This is a genomic window from Planktothrix tepida PCC 9214 (genome assembly GCF_900009145.1).
GTDB lineage: Bacteria > Cyanobacteriota > Cyanobacteriia > Cyanobacteriales > Microcoleaceae > Planktothrix > Planktothrix tepida.
This window is the reverse complement of the sequence record NZ_LN889813.1, coordinates 317,061-342,209: the sequence shown is the minus strand read 5'-3', so window position 1 is coordinate 342,209 and position 25,149 is coordinate 317,061. Positions and strand designations below refer to the sequence as shown.

Genomic DNA, 25,149 nt, shown 5'->3' with positions numbered 1-25,149 from the left:
AGCTTGTTAGTCGCCCACTGTTAACTAAAAACTGATAACTGATAACTGATAACTGATAACTGATTATGGAGATTAATTGATGACAAAATCTGCAAAGCCACAAATTCAACCACCCCCGCCTCCGGTTCCTCGCCGATTTAACGGTCTATTGTTTGTGGGAACAATGGTGTTTAACCTCCTGCTGTTGACGGTGGGTTCGGTGCTGGCTTGGTTTGTGGGGATGGCAATTGCTCAAGTCTATCCGAATTCCCGGTCTGAAGTTCCCTTAACAGAACAGTTGCTTGAGAAAACCCAAAATTGGGGTACGGGGGGAATGATCCCGACTCCGGTGGTGAGTCCGAGTCCTGCTTCTCCTCAACCGATCCCCACACCCAGTCAAACTTTAACTGATCCCCAACGTCAACAACTGCGCCTTCAGTTGCAGCAACTCCAGGGACAGTTAAATACGCTCATGGGAAAAACGGCGGCTTTAGAAACTCAATTAGGATCGAGTCGTCCGACGGAACCTTTGGAGGAACGTTTACAAATTCTGGAACAGCAATTAGGGGCTGCAACTCCAACTTCTGGGTCGGGAAACAAAAAACCGACTCAACCTTCCCGCCCTGCGATTTCCACAACGCCGGAACGTCGTCAAAACTCGAATACCCTAATTGTTACGTTTCCCAGTGATGTGTTGTTTGATGTGGGGAGTACGATTTTGCGTCCAGGGGCTAACGTGATTTTAGATACGATTATTACGGATATTAAAACTTATAAAGGGGCTGCGGTGAGGGTGATTGGTCATACGGATAATCAAGGAAATCCTCAACAAAATTTAGATGTATCTTTTAGTCGTGCAGAAGCGGTGATGAAATATTTATCTGAAGCTGCTGGAACAGACTATCACTGGTCAGCCATTGGATATGGGTCTAATCGTCCTACCGTTAATAATAATTCTGAAAATAATCGCCAACTCAATCGCCGTATTGAAGTCGCTATTACACCCTAGCAATAATAAAGGATTCACTCTGATACCGCTAACTGATAACTGCTAACTGCTAACTGCTAACTGCTAACTGATAACTGATAACTGATAACTGATTATGAAAATCGTTTTTTTTGGTACACCTCAATTTGCAGTTCCGAGTTTAGAACGGTTGTTAGACCATCCTGAATTTGACGTTTTAGCCGTTGTGACTCAACCCGATAAACGCCGAGGTCGGGGGAGTCAATTGACCCCTTCTCCGGTCAAAATATTAGCAGAAACCCATCAATTATCCATTTGGCAGCCCAAACGGGTGAAAAAAGATCAAAACACCTTAAATCTATTGCGAGAAGCTCAGGCGGATGTTTTTGTGGTGGTCGCTTATGGACAAATTTTATCCCCAGAAATTCTGGATATGCCTCGGTTGGGATGTGTGAATGGTCATGGCTCAATTTTACCCAAATATCGCGGAGCCGCCCCGATTCAATGGTGTTTATATCATGGGGAAGAGGAAACGGGAATGACATCTATGTTAATGGATGCAGGGATGGACACTGGGCCGATGTTATTAAAAGCGGTGACACCCATTGGACTATTAGAAAATGCAACGGATTTAGGAAAGCGGTTAGCGAAATTGGGGGCTGATTTATTAGTAGAAACTTTATTAAAATTGGACAGAGGAGAAATTCAACCGATTCCTCAAGATCAGGCTTTGGCAACTTATGCCCCTTTAATTAAAGATGAAGATTATCATTTAGATTGGCATCGATCTGCGATCGCATTACATCATCAAATTCGAGCCTTTTACCCCAACTGTATTACATCATTTCGGGATAAACCCTTGAAAGTGTGTGCTACTGTACCTTTAATGCCAGAATATCAGTCCCAATTTCCCCCGGAATACCAAAATTTGCAACAACAATGGCCCTATTTATCCCAACTTTCAGGACAACCAGGAGAAGTGGTCGCTTTAGTTAAACGTTTTGGGCCAGTGGTGCAAACGGGAGCAGGATTACTACTCCTGACAGAAGTACAATTGGCAGGTAAACGTGTACAATCTGGTTTGGATTTTGCAAATGGAACCCGTTTGGCGGTTGGAGAAATTTTAGGATAGAATCGTTCTGGATCTTAAAATAATAGAGATTTTTACCAGGGGTGCGATTGTCACAGTAGAGAGGGGTAAATCTACCACCATTTTCGACTATAATTCAGGCTCTTTCTCAATTCTTTGTCGGTATCGTCAAAATACAGCAGTCAAATTAACAACAACTACCCAGCAAATCATGGAGATGGTTGGTCAAATTCCAGAGGAAAAATTTCACATTACCCTAGCAGGAGAGATCGTCTCTGTTCGCTTACCAGAACGTTTAAGTGTGTTAGAGGCGGTTTCCTTTAAAACGACCTGTCAGGATGTTATTTCTCTCAATCCTCCGCCGAAAAAAATTATTTTGGATTTTAGCCAGACTATATTTATTGATAGTAGTGGAATTGGTGCACTGATTAGCAATCTAAAAACAACAAAAGCCAAAGGGATTGACTTAGTTTTAAAATCCGTTGGCTCTCAAGTGATGGCTGTTTTTTCCCTCACTTCCCTCGACCAAGTGTTAACTATAGAACCTCCGAGTGCGGATGACTTACTCAAGGAGAAAGTTCGCGGGGAAAATCGCCTTCCTGTGACTCATCCGTCTATTAGGTCTTGGTTGAAGCGATTCATTGATGTTGTGGGTGCGCTGGTGGGTTTAGGAATTACATCAATCTTAGCAATTCCGATTATTCTGGCGATTCGTTTAGATAGTCCAGGGCCAATTTTCTTTGGTCAAGTGCGTTGTGGGTGGATGGGAAAACGGTTCCGCATTTGGAAGTTTCGTTCCATGTGTAGCAATGCTGAAGCCTTGAAAGATAAAATTCCTAATCAAGCACAAGGGGCTATTTTCAAGAATGATAATGATCCTCGAATTACCAAAGTGGGTCAGTTTTTACGGCGAACCAGTTTAGATGAATTACCGCAATTTTGGAATGTTTTAAAGGGTGAAATGAGTTTAGTGGGTACTCGTCCGCCTACACCGGATGAGGTGGAACGTTATGAAGTTCCTCAATGGCAAAGATTAGATGTTAAGCCGGGAATGACGGGAGAATGGCAAGTGAATGGTCGCTCTCAAGTCAAAAATTTTGAGGATATTATTCGTTTAGATTTGAAGTATCAAGAAAATTGGAGTTTAATGTACGACATGAAGTTAATTGCCAAAACTATAATGGTTGTATTTCACAAAAATAGCGGTGCTATGTAGAGAATTGATGAGTAATGAAGCGCTACTAGCACAATCTAATCTTCAGGTGAAAACCACACTAACCGCCTTAGAAGAGGTGCTAAAGTGGTTTGACAGAATCACCTCTACTTTTCTGCCTTCAGATATTTTTCATAAGTGTCAAATTGCTTTAACCGAAGGTTTTACAAACGCTGTGCGTCATGCTCATCGTACTTTACCCGAAACCACACCCATTGAGTTAGAAGTTAAGGTTTTTTCCCCTTGGATTGAAATGCGAATTTGGGATTGGGGAGAACCTTTTAACTTAGAAAAAGCCCTAGAGATGATGAGTGAAATGCACGCTGACCCGTTAGAACATGAAGGCGGACGAGGACTGATTTTTATGTCTAAATTAACGGATGAATTGTATTATACACGGTTAGATGATCAACGCAATTGTTTAGTGATGAAAAAACAAATTTATTAGAGGGAACAGGGAATTACGAATTACGAATTACGAATTACGAATTACGAATAGGGAATCATTTAATATCTGGTCAAAGTTAATGATTTTTCCCATATCCTCCACCCCCAGGAGTTTCAATTACAAAAGTATCATGAATATTCATTTCAACGGTGGCGGTACTGTTTAATTCTTCTCTAGTTTTATCGTTGCGAATTACATAATTTTTACCGACTAACCCAGGTTGTCCGCCATTTAAACTAAAAGGGGGAATGAGGCGATGTTCTGATAATATTGCTGCGGTCATGGGTTCTAAAAATTGTACTTTTCTAATAATTCCATTCCCGCCTTTAAATTGCCCTAAACCGCCACTATTTTTCCGAATACTAAACTCTTCTAATAACACCGGATAACGCCATTCTAATAATTCAGGATCAGTTAAACGGGAGTTGGTCATGTGGGTATGAACGGCATCAGTTCCATTATAGTTTATTCCCGCACCAGAACCGCCACAAATCGTTTCATAATATTGATAATTTTGATTACCAAAGGTGAAGTTATTCATGGTTCCTTGAGAAGCTGCCATCACGTTTAATGCGCCATATAACGCATCAACTATTGCTTGAGACGTTTCCACATTCCCCGCCACCACAGCCGCCGGATAACGAGGGTTTAAAAAGCAGCCTTCAGGGATAATAATTTCTAAGGGTTTTAGACACCCTGCATTCAGAGGAATATTATCGTCTACTAAGGTTCTAAAAACATATAAAACGGCTGCTTTACAAACCGCTTTTGGCGCGTTAAAATTAGTCGTTAATTGTTCAGATGTTCCGGTAAAATCGATTGTAGCGTTACGGTTATTTTTATCAATTTTAATCGTAACTTTGATTATCCCTCCATTATCCATTGGATAGGTGAACTCACCATCCGTTAACACATCAATTGCCCGACGCACGGATTCTTCAGCATTATCCTGAACGTACTGCATATAAGTTTGAACGGTATTTAAGCCATATTGAATTACCATTTTTTTCAATTCTTGAACGCCTTTTTCATTGGCGGCTATTTGCGCTTGTAAATCCGCAAGATTTGTGGCAGGATTTCGGGCTGGATATTTTCCTGATGTTAATAAATTTAAGAGTTTTGTTTCTAAAAATGTGCCTTCTTTAACGAGTTGAAAATTATCGATTAAAATGCCTTCTTCTTCTATATTTTTACTATTGGGAGGCATTGAACCTGGGGTTATTCCTCCAATATCTGCTTGATGTCCCCGTGAAGCAACGTAAAATAAAATCTGTTCGCCGGAATCATTAAAAACAGGAGTAATGACGGTAACATCGGGTAAATGAGTGCCTCCATTATAGGGATTATTAAGCATATAAACATCCCCAGGTTTTAGGGTTTCTCCTTTGGCAGCAATTAACCTTTCGACACTTTCACTCATTGACCCTAAATGGACGGGAATATGGGGTGCATTGGCGACTAATTGACCATATTGATCAAAAATAGCACAGGAGAAATCGAGGCGCTCTTTAATATTAACAGAACTGGCGGTATTTTGCAAGCTAATTCCCATTTGTTCGGCGATAAATTGAAATAGATTTTTAAAGATTTCTAATTTTACAGGGTCAGCTTTTATTGTTTTATCTTCTTTAATTACAGGAGGGTTAATAGAATGAGTTTGTTTTAAAACTAAATAATTTTGCTCTGTTAATTCCGCTTGCCATCCGGGTTCAATAATATTTGTGCCAATGGATTCTATAATAATAGAAGGGCCGTTAATAATATCTCCGGGTTGTAAATCATCTCTTTCAAAAATAGGGGTATTTTGCCATTGATTATTAGTATATATAGGAACTGTTGCGATCGCTGTAGGAGGTTGAGTTCGAGTTCGGGTTAATATCGGTTCTTCGGAAGTATCCATTTTTTGAATAATTTCTGCGGTGATTGATTCAACAATTAAGGCTTTTTCCGATTTAATAAAGCCGTAGCGGGTTTGATGTTCTTGTTCAAATTGTTGGATTAAAGCAGATATATCAGAAACAAAATTAACCGCTAACGTTGAATCTGTTCCTTCATATTTTAGATACAGTTTAAAAATAACCTCGGTTTTGAATTCAGGATTTTCTAATTCTGCTTTGGCTTCCGTTTCTAATTGGGAAAAAATATGTTCTAGTTCGGGAATTAATTCAACGGTTAATCGATTTTCAATGGCTTTTTCTCGTAATATTCTGACATCCGCTAAACCCATTCCATAAGCCGATAATACCCCAGCATAGGGATGAATAAAAATTTGTTTAATTCCTAATGTATCGGCAATTAAACAAGCGTGTTGACCGCCTGCACCGCCAAAACAACACAGGGTATAGTTAGAAACATCATAACCCCGTTGGAGGGAGATTTTTTTAATCGCATTCGCCATATTTTCAACCGCAATGGTAATAAATCCGGTGGCGACTTCTTCCGGTGCTCTGTTATCTCTCGTTTGTGTTTGAATTTCTGTGGCTAATTCCCTAAATTTTTGACGAACAATTTCAGAATCTAAGGGCAAATCGCCATTTTTTCCAAATACTTTCGGGAAGAATTGCGGCTGAATTTTCCCTAACATTACATTAGCATCCGTAACGGTTAACGGCCCTCCTAAACGATAACAAGCTGGCCCAGGATTTGCCCCGGCGGACTCTGGCCCAACGCGATATCGTGACCCATCAAAGGTTAAAATTGAACCGCCTCCCGCCGCGACGGTATGAATAGCCATCATCGGAGTTCGCATTCTCACCCCTGCGATTTCTGTTTCAAATTGGCGTTCATATTCGCTATTAAAATGGGCGACGTCGGTGGATGTTCCGCCCATATCGAAAGTAATAATATTCTGAAATCCCGCTTTTAAACTCGTTTGAACTGCCCCAACAATTCCTCCGGCTGGCCCTGATAATATACTATCTTTTCCTTGGAATTTTTGGGCATTGGTTAAGCCACCATTAGATTGCATAAACATTAATTTAATGGGGTTTGGTTTGACCTCTCCCCCAGCCCCTCTCCTGCGAGGCGAGGGGGGAAGAATTCTTAATATTAAATTTCTAATATTAAAAAGATCTCTTACTCCCCATTCCCTTGCAGGGAAGGGGGCTGGGGGGTTAGGTCGCAATAACTTCTCAGCGTCACAATTTAATTGAGACGTAACTTGATTAATATAACGTTTTAAAATCGGCGATAAATAAGCATCAACAACGGTAGTATCCCCTCGGCTGACTAATTTCATTAACGGGCTAATTTGATGGGAAACGGAAATTTGAGTAAAGCCGATTTCTTGGGCTAAGGCGGCAATTTTTTGTTCGTGGTGGGGATAGCGATAACCGTGCATTAAAACAATGGCACAACTTCTAATTCCGGTTTGATAAACTTGTTGTAATTGGGTTTTTAATAAATCTAAATTAACGGGGGTTAATTCTTTTCCTTGGGCGGTATAACGTTCTGCGACTTCTATCACTTGTTCATAGAGCATTTGGGGTAAAATAATCTGACGGGCAAAAATATCGGGGCGATTTTGATAGCCGATTCTTAACGCATCTTTGAAACCTTTGGTGATAATTAATAAAGTGCGATCGCCTTTTCGTTCTAATAAGGCATTGGTCGCAACGGTGGTTCCCATTTTCACTTCTGAAATTAATTCACTGGGAATGGGTTGATCTGGGGATAAGTTTAATATTTCTCGGATGCCTTGAATGACTGCATCGGGATAGCGATCGGGATTTTCTGATAATAATTTATGGGTGATTAAACTTCCATCGGGTTTGCGGGCAACAATATCGGTAAAAGTGCCCCCTCGGTCAATCCAAAATTGATAGGTTGTAGCGTTGGGTTGGGGTGTGGAAGTCATGAGCTATTTTTAATTATTATTTTTAGGCTTTATTTATTTTAGGGGACTAATTTTTAAGGGTTTGGGGTATGGTTGTCAACTTAAATGATGAATGCCCTGAACTAAAGTTCGGGCTAAAAGCTAACGTTATCTTTAGATAACTCAAGACTTGATTTTATTAACCCATTTTAACGGGTTTTTGCTTTCAGCCTGAAATTTATTTCAAGGCTTAGAATTTTGTTTCCCCAACACCTTATCACACAAATGCCTATCCTCCTCACTCACACTCGAACTATTCTCCAGATAATCCTTCATCCATTCACAACCCCAGACCATTAATTGATCTAAATCAAAGTTAATCGTCCATAGCTTGATTGTTTTGTCTGAACTCCCAGAAGCGAGAATTTTACCATCGGGACTCCAACTGACACTATTAACCTGATTCTCGTGGCTTTTGAGAATTTGCAACACCTTACCTTCTCGACTCCAGAGATTGATGGTATTATCGTCACTACCAGAAGCGAGAATTTTACCATTAGGACTCCAACTTATACTATTGACCGGATTTTCATGGCCCTTGAAGGTCTGCAAAAGTTGACCCTGTTTGTTCCATAGTTTGATAGTGTTGTCCTGACTGCCAGAAGCTATGGATTCATTGTCGGGATTCCAACTTATAGTATTAACCCAACTCTGATGACCGTTGAGGATGTGCAAAAGCTGGCCCTCTCGACTCCAAAGCTTGATGGTTTTGTCATTGCTGCCAGAAGCAAGAATTTGACCATCAGAACTCCAACTTAGACTACAAACCCCTTCCTTATGAGCCGTGAGGGTGTGTAAAAGTTCACCCTCTCGACTCCAAAGCTTGATGACCCCATGACTACCGCCAGAAGCTAGGGTTTCACCATCGGGACTCCAACTCAGACTCCAAACCTCATCTTGATCACCTGTGAGGGTGTGCAAAAGTTGACCCTCCTGATTCCACAGCTTAATGGTCTTGTCCTGACTGCCAGAAGCGAGAATTTTACTATCGGGACTCCAACTCAGACCCCAAATCACTTCCTTATGAGCCGTTAGGGTGGACAAAAGTTGACCCTCTCGACTCCAAAGCTTGATGACTTCATCACTACTAGAAGCTAGGGTTTCACCATCGGGACTCCAACGGACGCTATTGACCGGATTCTCATCGCTCTTGAGGGTCTGCAAAAGTTGACCCTCTAAGCTCCAGAGTTTGATGGTCTTGTCCTGACTGCCGGAAGCCAGAGTTTCACCATTAGGACTCCAACTTAGACTATTGACCCGATTCTTATGACCCTTGAGCGTCTGCAACAGTTGACCTTCTCGGCTCCACAACTTGATAGTTTTATCATTACTGACAGAAGCCAAGGTTTGGTTGTTAGGACTCCAACTCAGACCCCCGACCCGATTCTCATGACCCTTGAGCGTCTGCAACAATTTACCCTCGCGACTCCATAGCTTGATGGTGAAGTCATTACTGCTAGAAGCCAGAATTTTACCATCGGGACTCCAATTAAGACTTCTGACACCCTTCTCATGACCCTTGAGCGTCTGCAACAATTTACCCTCACGACTCCACAGCTTAATGGTTTTGTCGTTACTGCCAGAAGCGAGAACTTTACCATCAGGACTCCAACTCAAACTCCAAACGGAACCCTTATGATTCTTAAGGGTCTGCAAGAGTTGACCCTGTTTACTCCATAGCTTGATGGTTTTGTCGTTACTGCCAGAAGCGAGAACTTTACCATCGGGATTCCAACTCACACTCTGTACCTCATCCTCATGACCCTTGAAGGTCTGCAAGAGTTGACCCTGTTTACTCCACAGCTTGATAGTGTTGTCCTGACTCCCAGAAGCAAGGGTTTCATCATCAGGACTCCAACTCAGACTCCAAACTATACCCTGATGAGCATTGAGAGTTTGTAACAGCTTGCCATGTTTGTTCCATAGCTTGATAGTGTTGTCCTGACTACCAGAAGCCAGAATGTTACCGTCGGGACTCCAACTCACACTCTCGACTGAATCCTGATGACTTTTCAGGGTATTACGCTCTCTAATGTCATACAAAATTTTCTGAAGCGTAGTAATTGTTGGCAGACGAGTATTCTGTGTTTCTGAACGGGAAGGATCTAAGGTTTTGAGTTGTTTTGCTGCGGTTAAAACTTCTTTTAGGGCTAAGAATTCTTCACCTTCACTGAAAAATTCTTTTGCAGAATACCCTTTTAAGCTGACTTCTGCCAGTGCTAACTTTAACTTTGCTTCTTTGACTGCTATGATAACTGCAACTAAAGAAAGTACAGCAACGCCAAACGCCACACCAGAAATCATACTAATTAAGGTTGCCTTTTGTTTGGCTTTAGCTAAAATTTGATAGGCTTTGTGTTCTGCCTCCAATTCTGCTTGAATCGCCCGTTTATCTAAGACTTCACTAGCATCTAAATATTGATAATCTTCACTACTCAAACTTTTTCCCTTTGCCCATTGTTTCGCTTCTTTTAAGGCTTCCCCCTGCAACAACCGTGACTCATCCTGACGTTGTGACTTTTCCCAAGCGCTAAACGATTCTGCATAGGGTCGTAAATCTGCTAAGGTTTTTTCTACCCAATTCAAATTAAAAACCGTTGCATAAATTTGATTATAAACCTTCAGTTTTCCCTGATTTTTGACCACTAATCCCGATAGCCGCAACATCACTTGATCTGGGTTATCTTCCGCAAGAATTCCTTGTTGTTGTAAGATTTGTTGATAACTTCCGAGAAGTCGTCCGGTGCGTTGATGTTCAGCATAGAGAATGCGATCACGAATGGTTCTTAAATGTTCCGGGGTGTCCTGTCCTTCCCAGTTATTAATAATCCGGTCTTGAACTAAATTTTCTACCCATTCCGCCTCTTGATTTGAGGGAATATTTTGCCCACTTTCTCGAATTAATTTACAGAGTTTTTGTGTTAAAAACGGTTGTCCTCCCGTCCAATATAAAACGGATTTTAATAAGCCTTGAGGGTTATCGGTTTGGTTGATAAATCCATCGGCTAGGGGATATGATTCTGTTAACTGAAATCCGGTTAATTCAATAGCTCTACCAATATTAAAGGGCGTTCTTCGTTTATCTTGAATTAAATCCGGTGGCGTTGTCACCCCTAATAATGCAAAGGTTAATCGTTGATAACTGGGTTGTTCAGCACGATGATTATAACACTCTCGAATTAAAGCAAAAAAGTCATCGATTGGAAAGGGTAAACTTAATACACTATCAATTTCATCAACGAAAATCACAATCGGTGTCAAGATTAATTCTAAAAGAATATCTTTTAAAAATTTCCCAAATCGTTGAGTAACTGATAACTGTTGATGTTGTTGCCACCATTCCTCCCCATCAAATTGAGTATACAGTTCTAGGCTGTTACTCATTTCTTCAATCATTCCTAAATACCACTGTTCGGGAGTAATTTCTAAAGTCCCAATCGCTGTAATATCAATCGCAACACAAGTATATCCTTCCTGTTCTAACCGTCGCATGGTTTGAACTCTTAAACTGGATTTTCCCATCTGACGACAGTTGAGAACATAACAAAATTCTCCCTGTTTTAATGCGTCGTAAAATTCATCATCGGCGGCTCTTTTAATATAGGTGGGAGAATCAACGGGAAGACTCCCACCAACTTGATAATCATAGCGAGGTTGAGGATGATTATTCATGACTATACCCCTAAGCAATCACAAAAATAAAGCCGATAAAGATCAACGGAATCACATCATAAAAATAAAATCGTTTTTTTTCCTGCGACTGGTACTACTCATCAATAAAACTTCAGGTAAACGCACTCTATGAGGTGAAATGTTCTCAATTCCAGGCTCTTGAGTTTGATTTTAAACGCTATTGTCCAAAATTCGTCTCTGTTTTAACATAAAATTATGAAACCGCCCAGACTAAAAACCCAGTTTCTCAAAGAAATCAATCGGGTTTTTGGCTTGTACCGATAACTCATCCCTTAAGTGTTATACGGTGATGTCTTTAATAAAGTTAAGAAGATTTTGCCTAATATTAATTCCTGTAAATTAGTAATGGGGTACGCTTGGAAAAGAGGTTTGTAGAGTTATTAATAGAGACTAAAAATTGCGTTGACAACACCTAGACAAAAAAAGCTGTCCTAGAAGAGCTTGCCCTGAGTCCTGCCCTGAGCCTTGTCCTGAACCTTGTGGAAGGGCTGTCGAAGGGACAGGGCTTTAAACCCTTTTCGGTAAATGAAGAGGGGGTAGGGTGTAGCCTGTGGGGGGTAGGGGAAGAACAGACGATAGACTTTGTAAATTTCTTCTTGCTTTAGTTGGAGGATTAGCTTAAGATCTGCCATGATTTTATCAGGTTTTCTGTTTTCAACAGACCTGCTCGTTTACAATGGCTTAATCTCCTCTGACAGCAGGACAAACCTTAAAAATTACTCCCTTTGAGTCAGGGAATTGTCAATGTAAACTCGACTTCGGTTTGTTCAGCACGGTCACAGGTTCTCAGACTAGCTTGGGAAGTGAGCCTGATATTCAGGAACTGACTTCCAAGTCCGAGCTAGGCTGAAGTCGCGATTATGAGGAAACGGTGAAGGAATGACGACACCCCAATTTGATCAAACCCGCTTATCTCCATCAGAATTCTCTGAGGAGGTTTCGAGTTCTTCACCCTCGGAGAACATCTCAGAAACTACTGTAGAGGAAAAGCAAACTGTCCAGAAACGAATTCCCTTGAAACTTCCGCCTTGGTTTTGGGGCTGGCCGTTTCTGTGGTTGATTATTTTCTTGGGGTTTGGAACACTGGGGACGGGGGCTCTGCTGTGGTTATTAACCATGCCTCCAGCACCGAATTGTGAAGAAATCTCGCCCTTATCTCCCGATAGTGAACGGTTATATTGTGCTGATCTCGCTACAAAGTCGGGCAAAATAGAACCGTTACGTCAAGCCTTTGCCTTAATTGCCAGTTGGCCCGCAGATCACCCGCTTCAGGGACTCGCGCAACAAAAAATGCAGCAGTGGTCACAGGCCTTAATTGAAATTGCCAAGCAAAAAATTGATAGTAATGGAGATTTAAACGCAGCCTTAGCCATTGTTAATATTGTTCCGAAAAATACCCCGGCTTATGAACAGGTGGAAATTGCCATAGAGGGCTGGAAAAATAATTGGGATCAAGGGCAAAAAATTTATGATAAAGCCCTGAAAGCCATGCAAGATTTAGATTGGACACAAGCTTTTGGATATGCCCAAGCGTTATCAAAATTAAATAATACCCATTGGAGTGAAAAGCGATTTAATGAAATTATGGATCGCTTGAGTTTGGAACGTCAAGGGAATCAACGCTTGAATGAAGCGCGTGAGTTAGCGAAGGAAAATACTCCCGAAAAATTAGCCGAAGCGATCGCTTTAGCCAACAAAATTGATAAAAAACTTTATATTCAAGCTGGGGCGATCAAAGAAATTAAAAATTGGAGTCGCTCTTTACTGGATTTAGCCGTTAAAGAATTAAAAGAAAAAAAGATAGAGGGTTTCACAGATATTGCCAGTTTGGTTCCCCACTATTCGCCTTTGTATGCAGAATCCCAAAATTTGATTTTAATGGGTCAAATTAAAGCCCTCAGTTGGAATCAAACCAATAGTCAACCCATTTGGCAACAAATGGCGGTTCTTTGGGAAGGACAAGCGGCTCTGGATCAAATGGGAAATAATCGTCCTCCCTATCCAGAAGCGCAAGTTAAACCAGAGGAGGTTTCACAACAGATTCAAGATCTGCTCAATTTGCAGTTGGCTACAGTCGTGGCGAATATTGATCATCCTTTTACATTACAACTGGCAATTGATCAAGCCCAGATGATTACGCCTCAACAACCTCGACGAGTTCACGCTCAAACCTTAGTCGCCCATTGGCGTAAGGAAATTCAACGATTAGAAGATCAGCCCTACCTGGCTTTAGCTCGACGGTTAGCCCAAACAGAAACCCTAGATGGGTTTGAAACGGCTGTGCAGCAAGCTCGTCAAGTTGGGTTGGGAAGTCCGTTACGGGTTGAAGCTCAAACATTAATTGCTGAATGGACAAAACGGATTGAAATTATTGAGGATCAACCGCTTCTGAATGAAGCCTTAGCCTTAGCAAAACAGGGAAATCTGAGTGCTGCGATTGATAAAGCCTCTAAAATTAACTCAGGTCGAGCGTTGTATCAGCCAGCACGGGATAAAATTTCCGCTTGGGTGGCGCAAGTACAAACGACAGAAGATCGACCGATTTTGAATCGAGCTTATGATTTAGCTGGAAAGGGAAATCTCAGTGGGGCCATTGCTGAAGCTTCGCAAATTCGATACGGTCGGGCATTATATTCTGAAGCTCAAGGGGCGATTGCTGGCTGGGCTTCGGAACGCGATGCAGCCATTGCTGCACAACAAGAACCTGTAGAAGAAGCTCGTCCTGTCTCTCAAACAGATTCCTACTCTAATGATTCCGGTTATTCCAGCGATAGCGGGAATTCCAATTATTCAGAACCTTCCTATTCCAACGATAGCGGGAATTCTAATTATTCAGAACCTTCCTATTCCAACGATAGCGGAGGTTATGACTCAACGGTAGCCCCAGATTCCGGTTATTCAGATTATCCTCCCGCACCCGCAGAACCTCCCCCAGCACCGGAACCTGAACCCGAACCTGCGGCTGCTGCGCCGGAACCTGCACCCGAACCTGCACCCGAACCTGCGCCGGAACCTGCACCCGAACCTGCACCTCCCGCGGCATCAGAACCTAGCCCCAGTGATGGAAATAATGCACCTAATCCTAATTTATTTTTAGAATAGGTAGGTTAGAGGCTGTCTTTAGAATTTAAACGCCGATTTTTAACGGCTTAAAGACGCTTCTAGGGGCACTTCTTCAACAACGGGATGTTTTTCTAAGGTTAAATTAGACTGTTGAGAACCCGATAAACGCTTGAGTAACTTGGGTTTCGGGTCATGAAGCAGATAAATAATTTGATCTCCGACTTGCCAAGATTCCGAGGCAGGTAACACTTGCAAATTCCCATCTCGTTCGATTAATAAAGGGATTAATTCTCCAGAGCGAATTAATGCTTGCAGGTGCGCTCGTTGAAATTCTAAACCCGGTTGGCGTAAGACCGTTTCTCCTAATTTCACTTCTCGGTCTTCGAGATAGGTATTCCATTGTTTTAAGGGTAAATCAGGGATAAAAGCTTGTTGAATTTTTTCTCGATTTACTGTTGCTTTGGTTTGCGGTTCACGGGGAAATAATGCCAACACACGGGGCGGTTTAAATTCCGTATCAGCCCGTTCTGCTAAAACAACATTAACTTCTCCATTACTGGTCATTGCTAAGAAGGTTCCGATTGATTCTAATCCCGCTTCTTCTAATACATTTGGATCTAAAGCACTACTTTGATAAACAGTTAATCCTTGCTGTCTTGCTTGTTCACAGGCTTCAGGATCAGTATCAATCATCACAACTAATTCATCCCGTTCTTGGAATAATTTGCCGATTAATCGACTCAAAGGATTTGAACCCACAATCACCGCCCCCGTTACCGAACTCGACGTAATTCCTAGGGTTTTTGCCATCCATCGAGCCGTTAATCCTTGAATCACCACCGTCATAATAATGGTTAAAAACACTAACGCTTTAATCGAATCTCCCCCGTTAATTCCGCGTTGGGTTAGTAGAATTGCAAATAAAGACGCAACGGAAGCAGAAACAATTCCCCTCGGGGAAACCCAAGACGCAAATAATTTTTGTCGCCAATTTAGATTACTATTTAAAGTACAAAGCCAAATATTAATCGGACGCACCACCCACATTAAAGCTAAAACTGTAAAAATACTTCCCCATCCCAACGCCACAATACTATCTAAAGATAAATCCGCCGCTAATAAAATAAATAAAACCGACACCGCTAACATTGTTAATTGACCTTTAAATCGGAGTAACTGACGCATATCGGGAATCCCAACATAACGTACCATCATTCCCGTAACAACCGTTGTCATTAACCCCGATTCACTCATCAGCAATTCTGCAATATCAAACAATCCCCAAAGGGCAGCTAATACGACTAAATTTTTTAATTCTTCTGACATAAATTGGGCTGCTTTCAAGAACCATCCCAAGATTCCGCCCCCAATTACTCCAATTCCTGCCCCAATACTCAAACGTAATAGCAATTGCCCCATAATTGCTAACGGGTCAGTATTGCCATTTAACACAACGTTCAGCACTAAAACCGCTAAAATTGCCCCAACAGGGTCAATCAGAACCCCTTCCCCCTCTAATAAAGCGGACACCTGACGGTCTACGGAAACTTGTTTTAACAAGGGCCCGATTACCGTTGGGCCTGTAACAACGACTAAGGAAGCGTAGAGAAAGGCAATTTGCCAGGGAAACTCCCCTAACCAATGAGCCGCCATCCCTGCCCCCATTAGGGTGATTAAGGTTCCAAACGTCACTAAATTGCGAATACTGCCCGAAACTTGACCTAAAGCCCGCAGGTCTAAACTTAATCCCCCTTCAAATAATATTAAAGCGACGGAGAGGGAGACAATTACTTCTAACCCACTTCCCAAAAGATTTGGCTGCACGACACCCAAGCCATCATTTCCGACGAGAATCCCAAAGAATAATAGAAAAACGATGGCAGGAACTTTCAGGTAGTCTGCCAAGACTTGAGCCGTAATCCCTGCAATGACGGTAATTACCATCAACAGGGTAATGTGAAAAGATGATGTTTCCATAGGGGCTATTGTCGCAGGCTACCCACTCAAATGGGAAGGGGTGTTCTTTACTATCTTACAAGGTGTCAGAAATTCAACTCGCAGATACGGGATAGACAAAAACTATAACAATCCTATTTGAGTGGTGTTCAAAATTTCGGTTCAAAAGGGAACAGCTTAACTGGGAACAGAGATAATACTTCTGGCTGTTTCATTTTTTAAAATCTCTCGCACTCCTGTGCTAGGTTCTCCACAAGTAACTGATTTATAGGTTTTTTTAGTTGTATTAATAATAATTAATGAGTTCTATAAGCTGTTTTTATTCCATCCCGGTTTCTATTGGGGAGATGTCTAGTAGAGACGGAACGTTTCACATCTCTACCGAGGAATCTCTATTAACCGTTAACCGTAAAAGTATAAGTTTCACCGGGGTTCAAATACCTTACTTTTTCCTCTAAACCTGCAACTTTTACAGCTTCTATAAAATCTTCCAAGGGGATTTAAACACGGTATAATCATTATAGTGAATTGGAATTGTTACATCGGGTGAAATAATTTTAATCGCTTCTATTCCCTGTTTAGCATCCATTGTCAGTAATACACCTAAAATTTTTGTTCCTCCCAAATGTAATAACCCTAAATTGATATTCGGATATCGCCGAGGAATTTCTTTTAAATCATCATAAACTAACGTATCCCCACTAATATAAAGACGGAATCCTGTTGTTGAGGATTCTGTTTGAAATTCTAATAAACTTCCCATCATTTTTGGTAACAAAGCCGTTAACAGTCCGGGGCCATGTCTTCCTGGCATCGCCGTAAATTTAAGTTGAGTTTGACCTTTTTTTATCGTTAAGCTCTCCCAGGTTTCTAACGGACATAAAGCTTTAAATCCTTTCTTTTCTAAATCCCTTGTTGCTTCATAGGTTTAGATCAGGTCGTTTTATAACTATCAAAAACAACAACAAATCATCCCGTGATAAATCGGTGTCTTAGCTTATTCAACTGATTTAAACCCTCAGCCTCATCCCCCTAAAGTTAGAAGCTAAGGGTTTAACAGATTTTATCCCTTCTAGCTGATTTAAAGTAATTTAACCACCGACTGGGGATTTCGCTTCTTGAGCAACAATTTCCACTTCATCCTCCGCTAATTGTCTTAACAAAGTTTCAGCTTCACTGCCTCCTAAACGAACTAAAGCTTGGGCAACACGATAACGGACTTGCCAGTCGGAATTGGTTACAAAAGGAACTAATAAAGGAATTGCTCTGTGATCTCCTAATTCTCCTAATGCACTAATGGCAACGGTTTGAATCAGAGTATTTTCATCTTGAAGCGCTTGTTCTAATAGTTCAAAAGCACGAGGTTCTTCTATTCCTCCCACTGCCGCAACAATACTCAGTTTCAGTAACCATTCAGAGGTTGTATTGTAAACAGTTTGCAGATCATCAAACGCATTTTTAAGTTTTAACGCACCTAATCCATCGGCGGCAGCAGCTTGTACATCGACTTCAGGATCATTTAATAAGTGATGGCTCAATATTTCATAAGCGATTTCTAAATTCTGTTCCCCCAAAGTTGCCATTTGGCTAACAGCCGCATATCGAACTCGACTATTACTATCTTTAATGGGGATTTGAATTAACTCAAATGCAATTGCAGGTTCCAATTCTCTGAGTTGATTTACACCGCGTAAGCGATCGCCTAAATCACTAGAAATTAACAAATTTTGAACAGATTCTGGGGTAATTGTCATAAAAATTAAAGTTGTGAAATGAAGGCTCTAAACCGTTTTGAAATGATTGGATAATACCACGTTCTTCGACATCAATACATCAATATTTTCTTATTTTTAAAAATTTTCAATCATAATTTTAGGGCTGGAGTAAAAACGAAATACCCCAACCTTTTCTCATGCTGTATTCAATTCACCCGACATTTGCAGCTTGAGAGATTAAGTTTCCGATTGCCTAATCTGCCTTTGAACTTTGTGTTGTTGCCATCACCCGCAAAATATCCCCACAGGTCAGAATTCCAATCACTTTACCCGATTGCTCTACCACAGGTAAACGGTGAACCCGTTTTTCATTGAATAACCGAGCCGCATCGGACAACGATTTATTCGGTGTAATGGTCACAAGGGGTTCAGGAGTCATCACTTCTCCCACGGTTTGGCCTAAAGCTTTATGTAATTCCTGTTCATACCGGGAAAAGTTTTCCAAGTAAATCACACTATCAAGAAACGTAATATAGGCGGGTGGAGTCACACCGCTTTCCTGCCACATCAAGTCTGTTCCAGAGATAATCCCCACTAAATGACCCGATGAATTGACCACAGGTAAACAACCGATATGTCTGTCCACCATAAGTTGAAGTGCCTCTCTGAGTGGCATCTCTGGCTGGGCCAGAATCGGATTGGGGGTCATCACCTCAGCAACAGTCTTGGGCATGATTTCCAGTCTTTGATTGATAAACTTCTCTACTGTTGATCATATCAGTTCTAAGATTCCTTGCTCATACTCCCCAGAAAGATTTCAGGGTCTTCAGGGACTTTTCTTGTAGAATCAGGGGAAAGATCAAATCTTAATTTCCTATGAAAAAATCAATCAGGTCTGTTTGGAAAATTCAATATTTCTCTGTCTTAGTGACAGTAATGGTCGTCATTATCACTCAGTTGACCTTAGTTTATCCGGCTTCAGCCTTAAGAGTTTCTGCTTCTCCAGTGATAGCCAGTTTATTTTCTTTTTCAGGAACTCGACCCTCAAATCTCGGTATTAAAGAGGGTAAATTCGCACCCTGTCCTAATACTCCGAATTGTGTTTCTAGCCAAGGTATAGATGATCTTCATCAAATTGAACCTTTCAGCTACTCAGATGCTCCTGAAACAGCATTTAAACAGATTCAAACGATTCTTGAAAATACAGAAAATGCTGCTATTATTACGGCTGAACCGAATTATATTTACGCCGAATTTACCTCGCCTCTGATGGGATTTGTCGATGATGTAGAATTTTATTTAGATGAACAAGAGAATTTAATTCAAGTCCGTTCGGCTTCCCGTTTAGGAGAATCGGATTTAGGGGTAAATCGGAAACGTATTGAAGCGATTCGAGCAGAATTTTATCTTTAAAAAACTGCACGTTAGCAAAGCCCTGCGTCATCCTGCGCTTCACGCAATCGCTAATCTTAGCATCTTGTTATAGAATTTGGTCTATACTCTCAACCACTTGGTCAATGAAGTTAATAGCATCATTGACTTGGTTTTGATCAATAGACCAACGTTCACCAATATTGTAGGTTGGATTGATATCAGCTTCATGAGCAATTTTATTTCTTCGATTAATAATCGCCTTCAACTCTTGTTTAATATCTGGCGTTTCTCTTCCCATTTTAGTAGCTACTTCATCCCATAATTTTTTATCAGAAATTAACCGAATTGCCTCAGCAATTTTATCAGGTTCCTGAAAACTTTTATAACTTAATTTTTCTCTAATCTCATTTTCTAAAAATGAAATATTATTCAGTTTATTTAAAAGACTATTGGAAATTAAAGGAATTAAATTAGCCAGGGTTTGAGGTTGTTGCAAAAATTCCTCACCCTGCATTTGTTGTACTTCATCTTCTAACCAGGATTCAATATCAAGAGCTAGAATTCTATCTTGCCGTGCTGTACCTAATGAGATTTGAAAACGGGCGAAGGCGGATTGATTTGTATTCGCAGTAGCTCTGGGTTCAGGACGTTGACTTCGATAAATTTCTAACATTCCTAACGTGACAACTTCATGAACATAATAATCTAATGCACTCACCGCTAAAACTAAAGCAGATCTTAAAATATCTGAAACATCTAAAACATTAGTCGCTTGAACTTTGATAGAATTATGCAAAGCAATTAAATCTCTTACACGACTTATACTAATCCGAAATTGATCAATGGCTGACTGCATAAGTGGAGGTTAAGGCAATAACTTTATCAGCTAAGTTTGAAAAAATTTCTTCAAATTCCTGTTGCTTCTGTTGATTTTGTCGTAATGCTTGACCCCGTAGTTTCACCTCTACTTGACTTAAGCGAAAAACTGGAGTTTGATGTTTTTGAGATAATGCAATTAAACTATTGAAATTAGGAATCTTTTTTAAAGTAAAAGTATCTTGAATTTGTTGCTGTTTATAAGCCTTCTCTGGTAATAGCATATTATTTCTTCGCAAACTAGGAACTAGCTTGTAGCTAACAGTTTCCTCAATTCGTTTAATCCAATTTTCAAAAGCTTTTGTTTCCTGACCATTTTTAATCCGATAATTTTGTACAATTGTTCCTAGAAAGCGTAACGTCAAATCAGGAAAAGGATAATCAGCCTCTTTTAAAATTGGTAAATCGCTGGCAGATTTAGCCCAACGATACCACTTCGGTAAAACTTTAGACAAAGAATCAATAGCCATCACGGAGAAAAAGTCAGCCGTTGTAGGGACTATAAAAAAATCACTGATCATTAATAAATTCTGATTAATAGATCCCAAGCTGGGACTCATATCAATTAAAATATAGTCAGCATCAAACTTTTTAGCTGTTCTTTCAAATAAATAATTAATTGAACCCGGTAAATTTTTAAGCGTTTGAATTGACCCGCTTAACTCTTGTGCAATACCCAGTGTGACTTCATATTCAGCTAATCCCACATTACCTGGAAGTAAAAATAATCCGTCTCGACCTTCTATTGGAAGACAATCTATAGCTTCAATTGCTTTGGGTTGAGACTCAAATGCAGGAGCTAAACCTGTTTTAATGTTAGATTTTGTATTATAAATTTGTTCTATTCTTTCTTCATCTTCTTCTGTACCTTCTCCTAATGCCATTCCTGTTAGATTACACTGAGGATCGGTATCAGCTAAGATCACTTTTTTTCCTTTCTCTGCCAACATCCAACCTAGATTAAAGGTCGTGGTTGTTTTGCTAACACCACCTTTATGATTAAATAGAGCAATTTTTTGAACCATTGTTGTAATTAACTTTAGAATTAAAATAATAATAGCTCTATTATAGATTAAAGTTATGTTTCATGTCAATTTCTGTTATCCTAAAGCCTCCTTTACCTATTGTTAAGAAGTGCAGAGTGTGGGTTCAAATCAATTCCACTAATAAAACCTCCTACAAATTTTGTAGGAGGTTTTAAAATTAATCGGATGTTTTTAAATCATTCCCTAGTAATTAGAGACTCTAATTACAGAGCGTTACCACGAGGTAGAACTTCTTCAGGGAAGATGAAGTTTTCGTGGGGTTGATCCGCAGGAGCCATCCAAGCCCGCAGACCTTCATTTAACAGAATGTTCTTGGTATAGAACGTTTCAAACTCAGGATCTTCGGCTGCCCGTAATTCTTGGGAGACGAAATCATAAGCCCGCAGGTTGAGTGCTAAACCGACAATACCGATGGAACTCATCCACAGTCCCGTGACAGGCACGAACAACATGAAGAAGTGTAACCAACGTTTGTTGGAAAACGCAATCCCGAAGATTTGTGACCAGAAGCGGTTGGCGGTCACCATAGAATAGGTTTCTTCTGCTTGAGTCGGTTCAAAAGCCCGGAAGGTGTTGGCTTTGTCGCCATCTTCAAACAAGGTATTTTCCACCGTCGCTCCGTGAATGGCGCACAGCAGCGCACCACCGAGGATTCCCGCGACTCCCATCATGTGGAAGGGATTCAGTGTCCAGTTATGGAACCCTTGCAGGAATAGGATGAAGCGGAAGATTCCCGCCACCCCAAAGCTAGGGCCAAAGAACCAGCTAGACTGACCCAAGGGGTACATCAGGAACACACTGACGAATACCGCAATCGGCCCAGTGAAGGCGATGGCGTTGTAGGGACGAATGCCGACTAAACGGGCAATTTCTAACTGACGCAGACAAAAGCCGATCAGGGCGAAAGCACCGTGCAGAGCCACAAATGCCCACAGTCCACCCAGTTGACACCAACGAGTGAAGTCCCACTGAGCTTCTGGCCCCCACAGGAACAGCAAGGAATGTCCTAAGCTGTTGGCGGGGCTACTAACAGCGGCTGTTAAGAAGTTACAGCCTTCTAAATAAGAGCTTGCTAAACCGTGGGTGTACCAGGAAGTAACAAAGGTTGTTCCGGTTAACCAGCCACCAAGGGCTAGATAAGCACAAGGAAACAGTAGAACTCCTGACCAACCCACGAAGACAAAACGATCGCGTTTGAGCCAGTCGTCGAGGACATCAAACCATCCCCGTTGCACTTGCGGTCTTTCGACTGCAATAGTCATGGACGCAAATCTCCGAATATATATAATGACAAGTCGTAAAGAGTTATGTGCTCCCATTAAGCTCCTCTCATCTGCAATAGCAGAATCTGAGAAATTTGATGAGTACAGTTAATGTTTCTTTACGTCACTTCATAGTATAGAGGTAAATCTTGAGTTCAGCAACAGTTTTGAGTCCCGAATTCAAAAAAGGGAATTGGGAACAGGGAAAAAGGCTTTCAGATCTACTAGAGACGCGCCAATAGCCTTACGGCATCAATAGGCGCGTCTCTACAGTAATGCGTAGTGCTATAGCTGTTTATTCTTCAGCCATAATTTTAGGGACTTTGAAATAGTCTCCCTCTTGTGCAGGGGCGTTGGCTAGAATATTGTCCCGTTTGGCATAGGGTTCCCCTTGATCAGGTCGAGTAATATTACTCATTTCAATGGCTCGTGTCATGGGAGGAACTTTAGTCGTATCGAGTTCATTTAATTGCTCGAAATAATCTAAAATTTCACCCAGTTGAGCCGTAAATTTTTCTTCTTCTTCTGGGGTTAATTTTAGTCTAGCGAGATGAGCGACTTTACCAACTTGTTCACGATCAATTGACATAGTTTTCTTAAATTAATAACAGGTGAATGGGAAAATTGATCAACGGTAAAACCCTTAGAAATAAACATCAATCTTGCTTCTACCTGTCACTTTCAGCCAGTTCTGAGCTTCAATATAGTTATTGGGTGCTAACTGAATGGCTCTGATCCAATATTCCGCAGCTTTGCGAAATTCTTGTTCCGCTTTCTCCTCATCTCCAGCTTCTTTGGCTTTTTCTCCTTGATAATGGTAAATGACCGCAATATTATTCAAAGCTTGAGGCATTCGGGGGTTTAATTCAATGGATTGGTGATAATACTCTAAGGCTTCTTCATGTTCGCCATTACTGGCATGAATTAACCCAATATTATAGAGAATAAAACTCCGATCATAGGGATCTTCTTCTAAGGTTAATGCTTCATAATAATTTTCTAAAGCTTCTGCATATTCCCCATCCGCCTGGGCTGACATTCCATCTCGATAGTAGGCAAAAGCTTCTTTAGCTTTTTGGTTGGTGGGCAGCATCTTGAGAATCATATCTGCCATAACCGTAAAGGTTTTATCAATAAAGTTATCGTTCCGTTGTGATCTCGGCATAAAATTTTAATCTCCAAAGGTTGAGGCGGGGAATTTCAGGATTTGAGAAAGTTCCTTAACAGCCTATTGCAATCATGTTACCTTAATCAGTCATCAGTCATCAGTTATCAGTTATCAGTTATCAGTCATCAGTTATCAGTCAACAGGGAGCAATGGGAATAGAATAAATCGCTATTGCCCATTGCAAGAGTGCCTATTGCCTATTGCCCATTGCCCATTGCAAGAGTGCCTATTCCCTTAACAGTCCGCTTCTGTGAGGATGGGATAGGATTTTTGGATTTTTTGGGTGACGGGGGATGTCAACAGAAGAATTTTTTCCATCAACCAAGGTGCAAAGCGGTTGCACCAGACAGCTAAATGGCTTTGCCACCCGACTAAAATTTCTGAGGTGTCTTTATCCAACCCCGCGACTAACACCTTGGCAACTTGTTCGGGGGTCATGGGAACCACCCAACGAAACAGTTGTAAATCTCGTGTCATATCCGTATCCGTTAAGGTGGGTAATAAGGCCATAACGCGAATATTGTAGGTCGCTAATTCCCGACGTAAGGCTTCCGTAAATCCCAAAATCGCGAATTTGGTCGCCGAATAGGTGGACATCGTGGGAGCCGCAATTTTTCCCATTAAACTCGATACATTCACAATCGTTCCCGATTGGCGGTGGGCCATGCGTCGGGCAATGGCATGAGTAATGGTATACAACCCGATTAAATTCAAGGAGATTTCTTCTTGAACATCTAGGAGTTTGGATTGTAAAAAGGGCTTTTGGTGGGCGACTCCAGCACAATTGACTAAAATTTCAATTGGCCCGTGAGACCGCCAAGCTTGGGCAATGGCAATATTAACTTTCACGGGTTGGGTTAAGTCTAAGGCTAAGGTAACGACTTCCACCCCCATCGCTTCTAATTCTGTCGCTAATTCAGCTAATCGCTGACGATCTCGTGCCACTAAAATCAGACGTTTGACGTGATGTTGAGCAAATTCTAAGGCAATTGCTCGGCCAATTCCACGAGAAGCCCCTGTAATTAGGGCTGTTTTTCCTTGAATAGTCATCGCAAAAACCTCCTGTTGAGGAGGAATTCGGTGCAATTTCGCCAGGGATTTAGGATAAAATTTCTTTCCATCCCCGCCTAACAACCGTTAGAAACACCGATATTCCTCTATGCAGAGTTGAAACAATCTTGAAAGGTTAAAAATTTTGGATCATGAGTGTAGAGATCAGTAATGGGTCATGATTAGACAACAGACCAGGCTATCTTTTTTCCTTAATTCCTGGTGAATAGAGCAACATTGATTTCACCCATGGCTCAAATGTCTCCTCAATACGAGCATTGATTGGAAAGACCCTCTATGCACAATCTAACAAGCCAATCAAGAACTTGCAACAATTTTTAATAAAATTTGCTTAATATTACTTCATAATTGATA

At 41.1% G+C, this 25,149-nt stretch carries 17 protein-coding genes and 1 pseudogene; 6 read left to right on the top strand and 12 right to left on the bottom strand.

The window, feature by feature from the left end:
* Window positions 1-79: 79 nt before the first annotated feature.
* The 4 genes from PL9214_RS24115 (at window position 80) to PL9214_RS24100 (ending at window position 3,697) form a co-directional block, all read left to right on the top strand.
* Window positions 80-988: an OmpA family protein gene (locus PL9214_RS24115; RefSeq protein ID WP_072721636.1), complete on the top strand. Its 909-nt coding sequence runs from the start codon at window positions 80-82 to the stop codon at window positions 986-988.
* A 94-nt stretch (window positions 989-1,082) separates the two neighbouring features.
* Window positions 1,083-2,078, top strand: coding sequence for a methionyl-tRNA formyltransferase (gene fmt, locus PL9214_RS24110; RefSeq protein WP_072721634.1), 996 nt, complete (start codon window positions 1,083-1,085; stop codon window positions 2,076-2,078).
* A gap of 175 nt (window positions 2,079-2,253) precedes the next feature.
* Window positions 2,254-3,252 carry a sugar transferase gene (locus tag PL9214_RS24105; protein ID WP_072721632.1) on the top strand — a complete coding sequence of 333 codons (999 nt, stop codon included), beginning with the start codon at window positions 2,254-2,256 and terminating at the stop codon, window positions 3,250-3,252.
* 7 nt (window positions 3,253-3,259) lie between these two features.
* Window positions 3,260-3,697 carry an ATP-binding protein gene (locus PL9214_RS24100; RefSeq protein ID WP_072721631.1) on the top strand — a complete coding sequence of 146 codons (438 nt, stop codon included), beginning with the start codon at window positions 3,260-3,262 and terminating at the stop codon, window positions 3,695-3,697.
* 76 nt (window positions 3,698-3,773) lie between these two features.
* Here the strand turns inward: PL9214_RS24100 and PL9214_RS24095 are convergent, their stop codons facing one another.
* The gene (locus PL9214_RS24095; RefSeq protein WP_072721629.1) at window positions 3,774-7,553 is read right to left on the bottom strand and encodes a hydantoinase B/oxoprolinase family protein; all 3,780 of its coding nucleotides are present in this window, start codon (window positions 7,551-7,553) and stop codon (window positions 3,774-3,776) included.
* Between the two features lie 201 nt (window positions 7,554-7,754).
* The gene (locus PL9214_RS24090; protein ID WP_072721628.1) at window positions 7,755-11,243 is read right to left on the bottom strand and encodes a WD40 domain-containing protein; all 3,489 of its coding nucleotides are present in this window, start codon (window positions 11,241-11,243) and stop codon (window positions 7,755-7,757) included.
* A 900-nt stretch (window positions 11,244-12,143) separates the two neighbouring features.
* Between PL9214_RS24090 and PL9214_RS24080 the strand changes: the two genes are divergently transcribed.
* A complete protein-coding gene (locus PL9214_RS24080; protein ID WP_072721624.1) occupies window positions 12,144-14,366 on the top strand; it encodes a hypothetical protein in 2,223 nt (740 codons plus the stop codon).
* Window positions 14,367-14,405: 39 nt separating this feature from the next.
* Here the strand turns inward: PL9214_RS24080 and PL9214_RS24075 are convergent, their stop codons facing one another.
* The 4 genes and pseudogenes from PL9214_RS24075 to PL9214_RS24060 form a co-directional block, all read right to left on the bottom strand.
* Window positions 14,406-16,304, bottom strand: a complete 1,899-nt coding sequence (locus PL9214_RS24075; RefSeq protein ID WP_072721622.1) for a cation:proton antiporter — start codon at window positions 16,302-16,304, stop codon at window positions 14,406-14,408.
* A 457-nt stretch (window positions 16,305-16,761) separates the two neighbouring features.
* A pseudogene (locus PL9214_RS24070) lies at window positions 16,762-17,163 on the bottom strand (MBL fold metallo-hydrolase); the annotation flags it as partial.
* Window positions 17,164-17,374: 211 nt separating this feature from the next.
* Window positions 17,375-18,037, bottom strand: coding sequence for a phycobilisome degradation protein NblB (gene nblB, locus PL9214_RS24065; protein WP_072721619.1), 663 nt, complete (start codon window positions 18,035-18,037; stop codon window positions 17,375-17,377).
* 214 nt (window positions 18,038-18,251) lie between these two features.
* Window positions 18,252-18,731, bottom strand: coding sequence for a CBS domain-containing protein (locus PL9214_RS24060; RefSeq protein WP_072721617.1), 480 nt, complete (start codon window positions 18,729-18,731; stop codon window positions 18,252-18,254).
* Window positions 18,732-18,874: 143 nt separating this feature from the next.
* On the opposite strand from PL9214_RS24060, the gene PL9214_RS24055 reads away from it, so the two are divergent.
* Window positions 18,875-19,411 (top strand): DUF1499 domain-containing protein, encoded by a 537-nt coding sequence (locus PL9214_RS24055; protein WP_083580167.1) that lies wholly within the window; start codon window positions 18,875-18,877, stop codon window positions 19,409-19,411.
* Between the two features lie 67 nt (window positions 19,412-19,478).
* Here PL9214_RS24055 and PL9214_RS24050 read toward each other — a convergent pair whose 3' ends face one another.
* The 6 genes from PL9214_RS24050 to PL9214_RS24025 form a co-directional block, all read right to left on the bottom strand.
* A complete protein-coding gene (locus PL9214_RS24050; RefSeq protein ID WP_072721615.1) occupies window positions 19,479-20,228 on the bottom strand; it encodes a HEPN domain-containing protein in 750 nt (249 codons plus the stop codon).
* The gene (locus PL9214_RS24045) at window positions 20,212-21,273 is read right to left on the bottom strand and encodes a ParA family protein (RefSeq protein WP_072721613.1); all 1,062 of its coding nucleotides are present in this window, start codon (window positions 21,271-21,273) and stop codon (window positions 20,212-20,214) included. The genes PL9214_RS24050 and PL9214_RS24045 overlap by 17 nt, the downstream gene beginning before the upstream one ends.
* 224 nt (window positions 21,274-21,497) lie before the next feature.
* Complete coding sequence (psbD, locus tag PL9214_RS24040; RefSeq protein WP_072721612.1) at window positions 21,498-22,556, bottom strand: photosystem II D2 protein (photosystem q(a) protein); 1,059 nt, start codon at window positions 22,554-22,556, stop codon at window positions 21,498-21,500.
* Between the two features lie 295 nt (window positions 22,557-22,851).
* Window positions 22,852-23,145: an Asp-tRNA(Asn)/Glu-tRNA(Gln) amidotransferase subunit GatC gene (gene gatC / locus PL9214_RS24035; RefSeq protein ID WP_072721610.1), complete on the bottom strand. Its 294-nt coding sequence runs from the start codon at window positions 23,143-23,145 to the stop codon at window positions 22,852-22,854.
* Between the two features lie 54 nt (window positions 23,146-23,199).
* Window positions 23,200-23,721 carry a photosystem I assembly protein Ycf3 gene (locus PL9214_RS24030; protein WP_072721608.1) on the bottom strand — a complete coding sequence of 174 codons (522 nt, stop codon included), beginning with the start codon at window positions 23,719-23,721 and terminating at the stop codon, window positions 23,200-23,202.
* Window positions 23,722-23,958: 237 nt separating this feature from the next.
* Window positions 23,959-24,774 carry an SDR family NAD(P)-dependent oxidoreductase gene (locus PL9214_RS24025; protein ID WP_072722319.1) on the bottom strand — a complete coding sequence of 272 codons (816 nt, stop codon included), beginning with the start codon at window positions 24,772-24,774 and terminating at the stop codon, window positions 23,959-23,961.
* Window positions 24,775-25,149 lie beyond the last annotated feature (375 nt).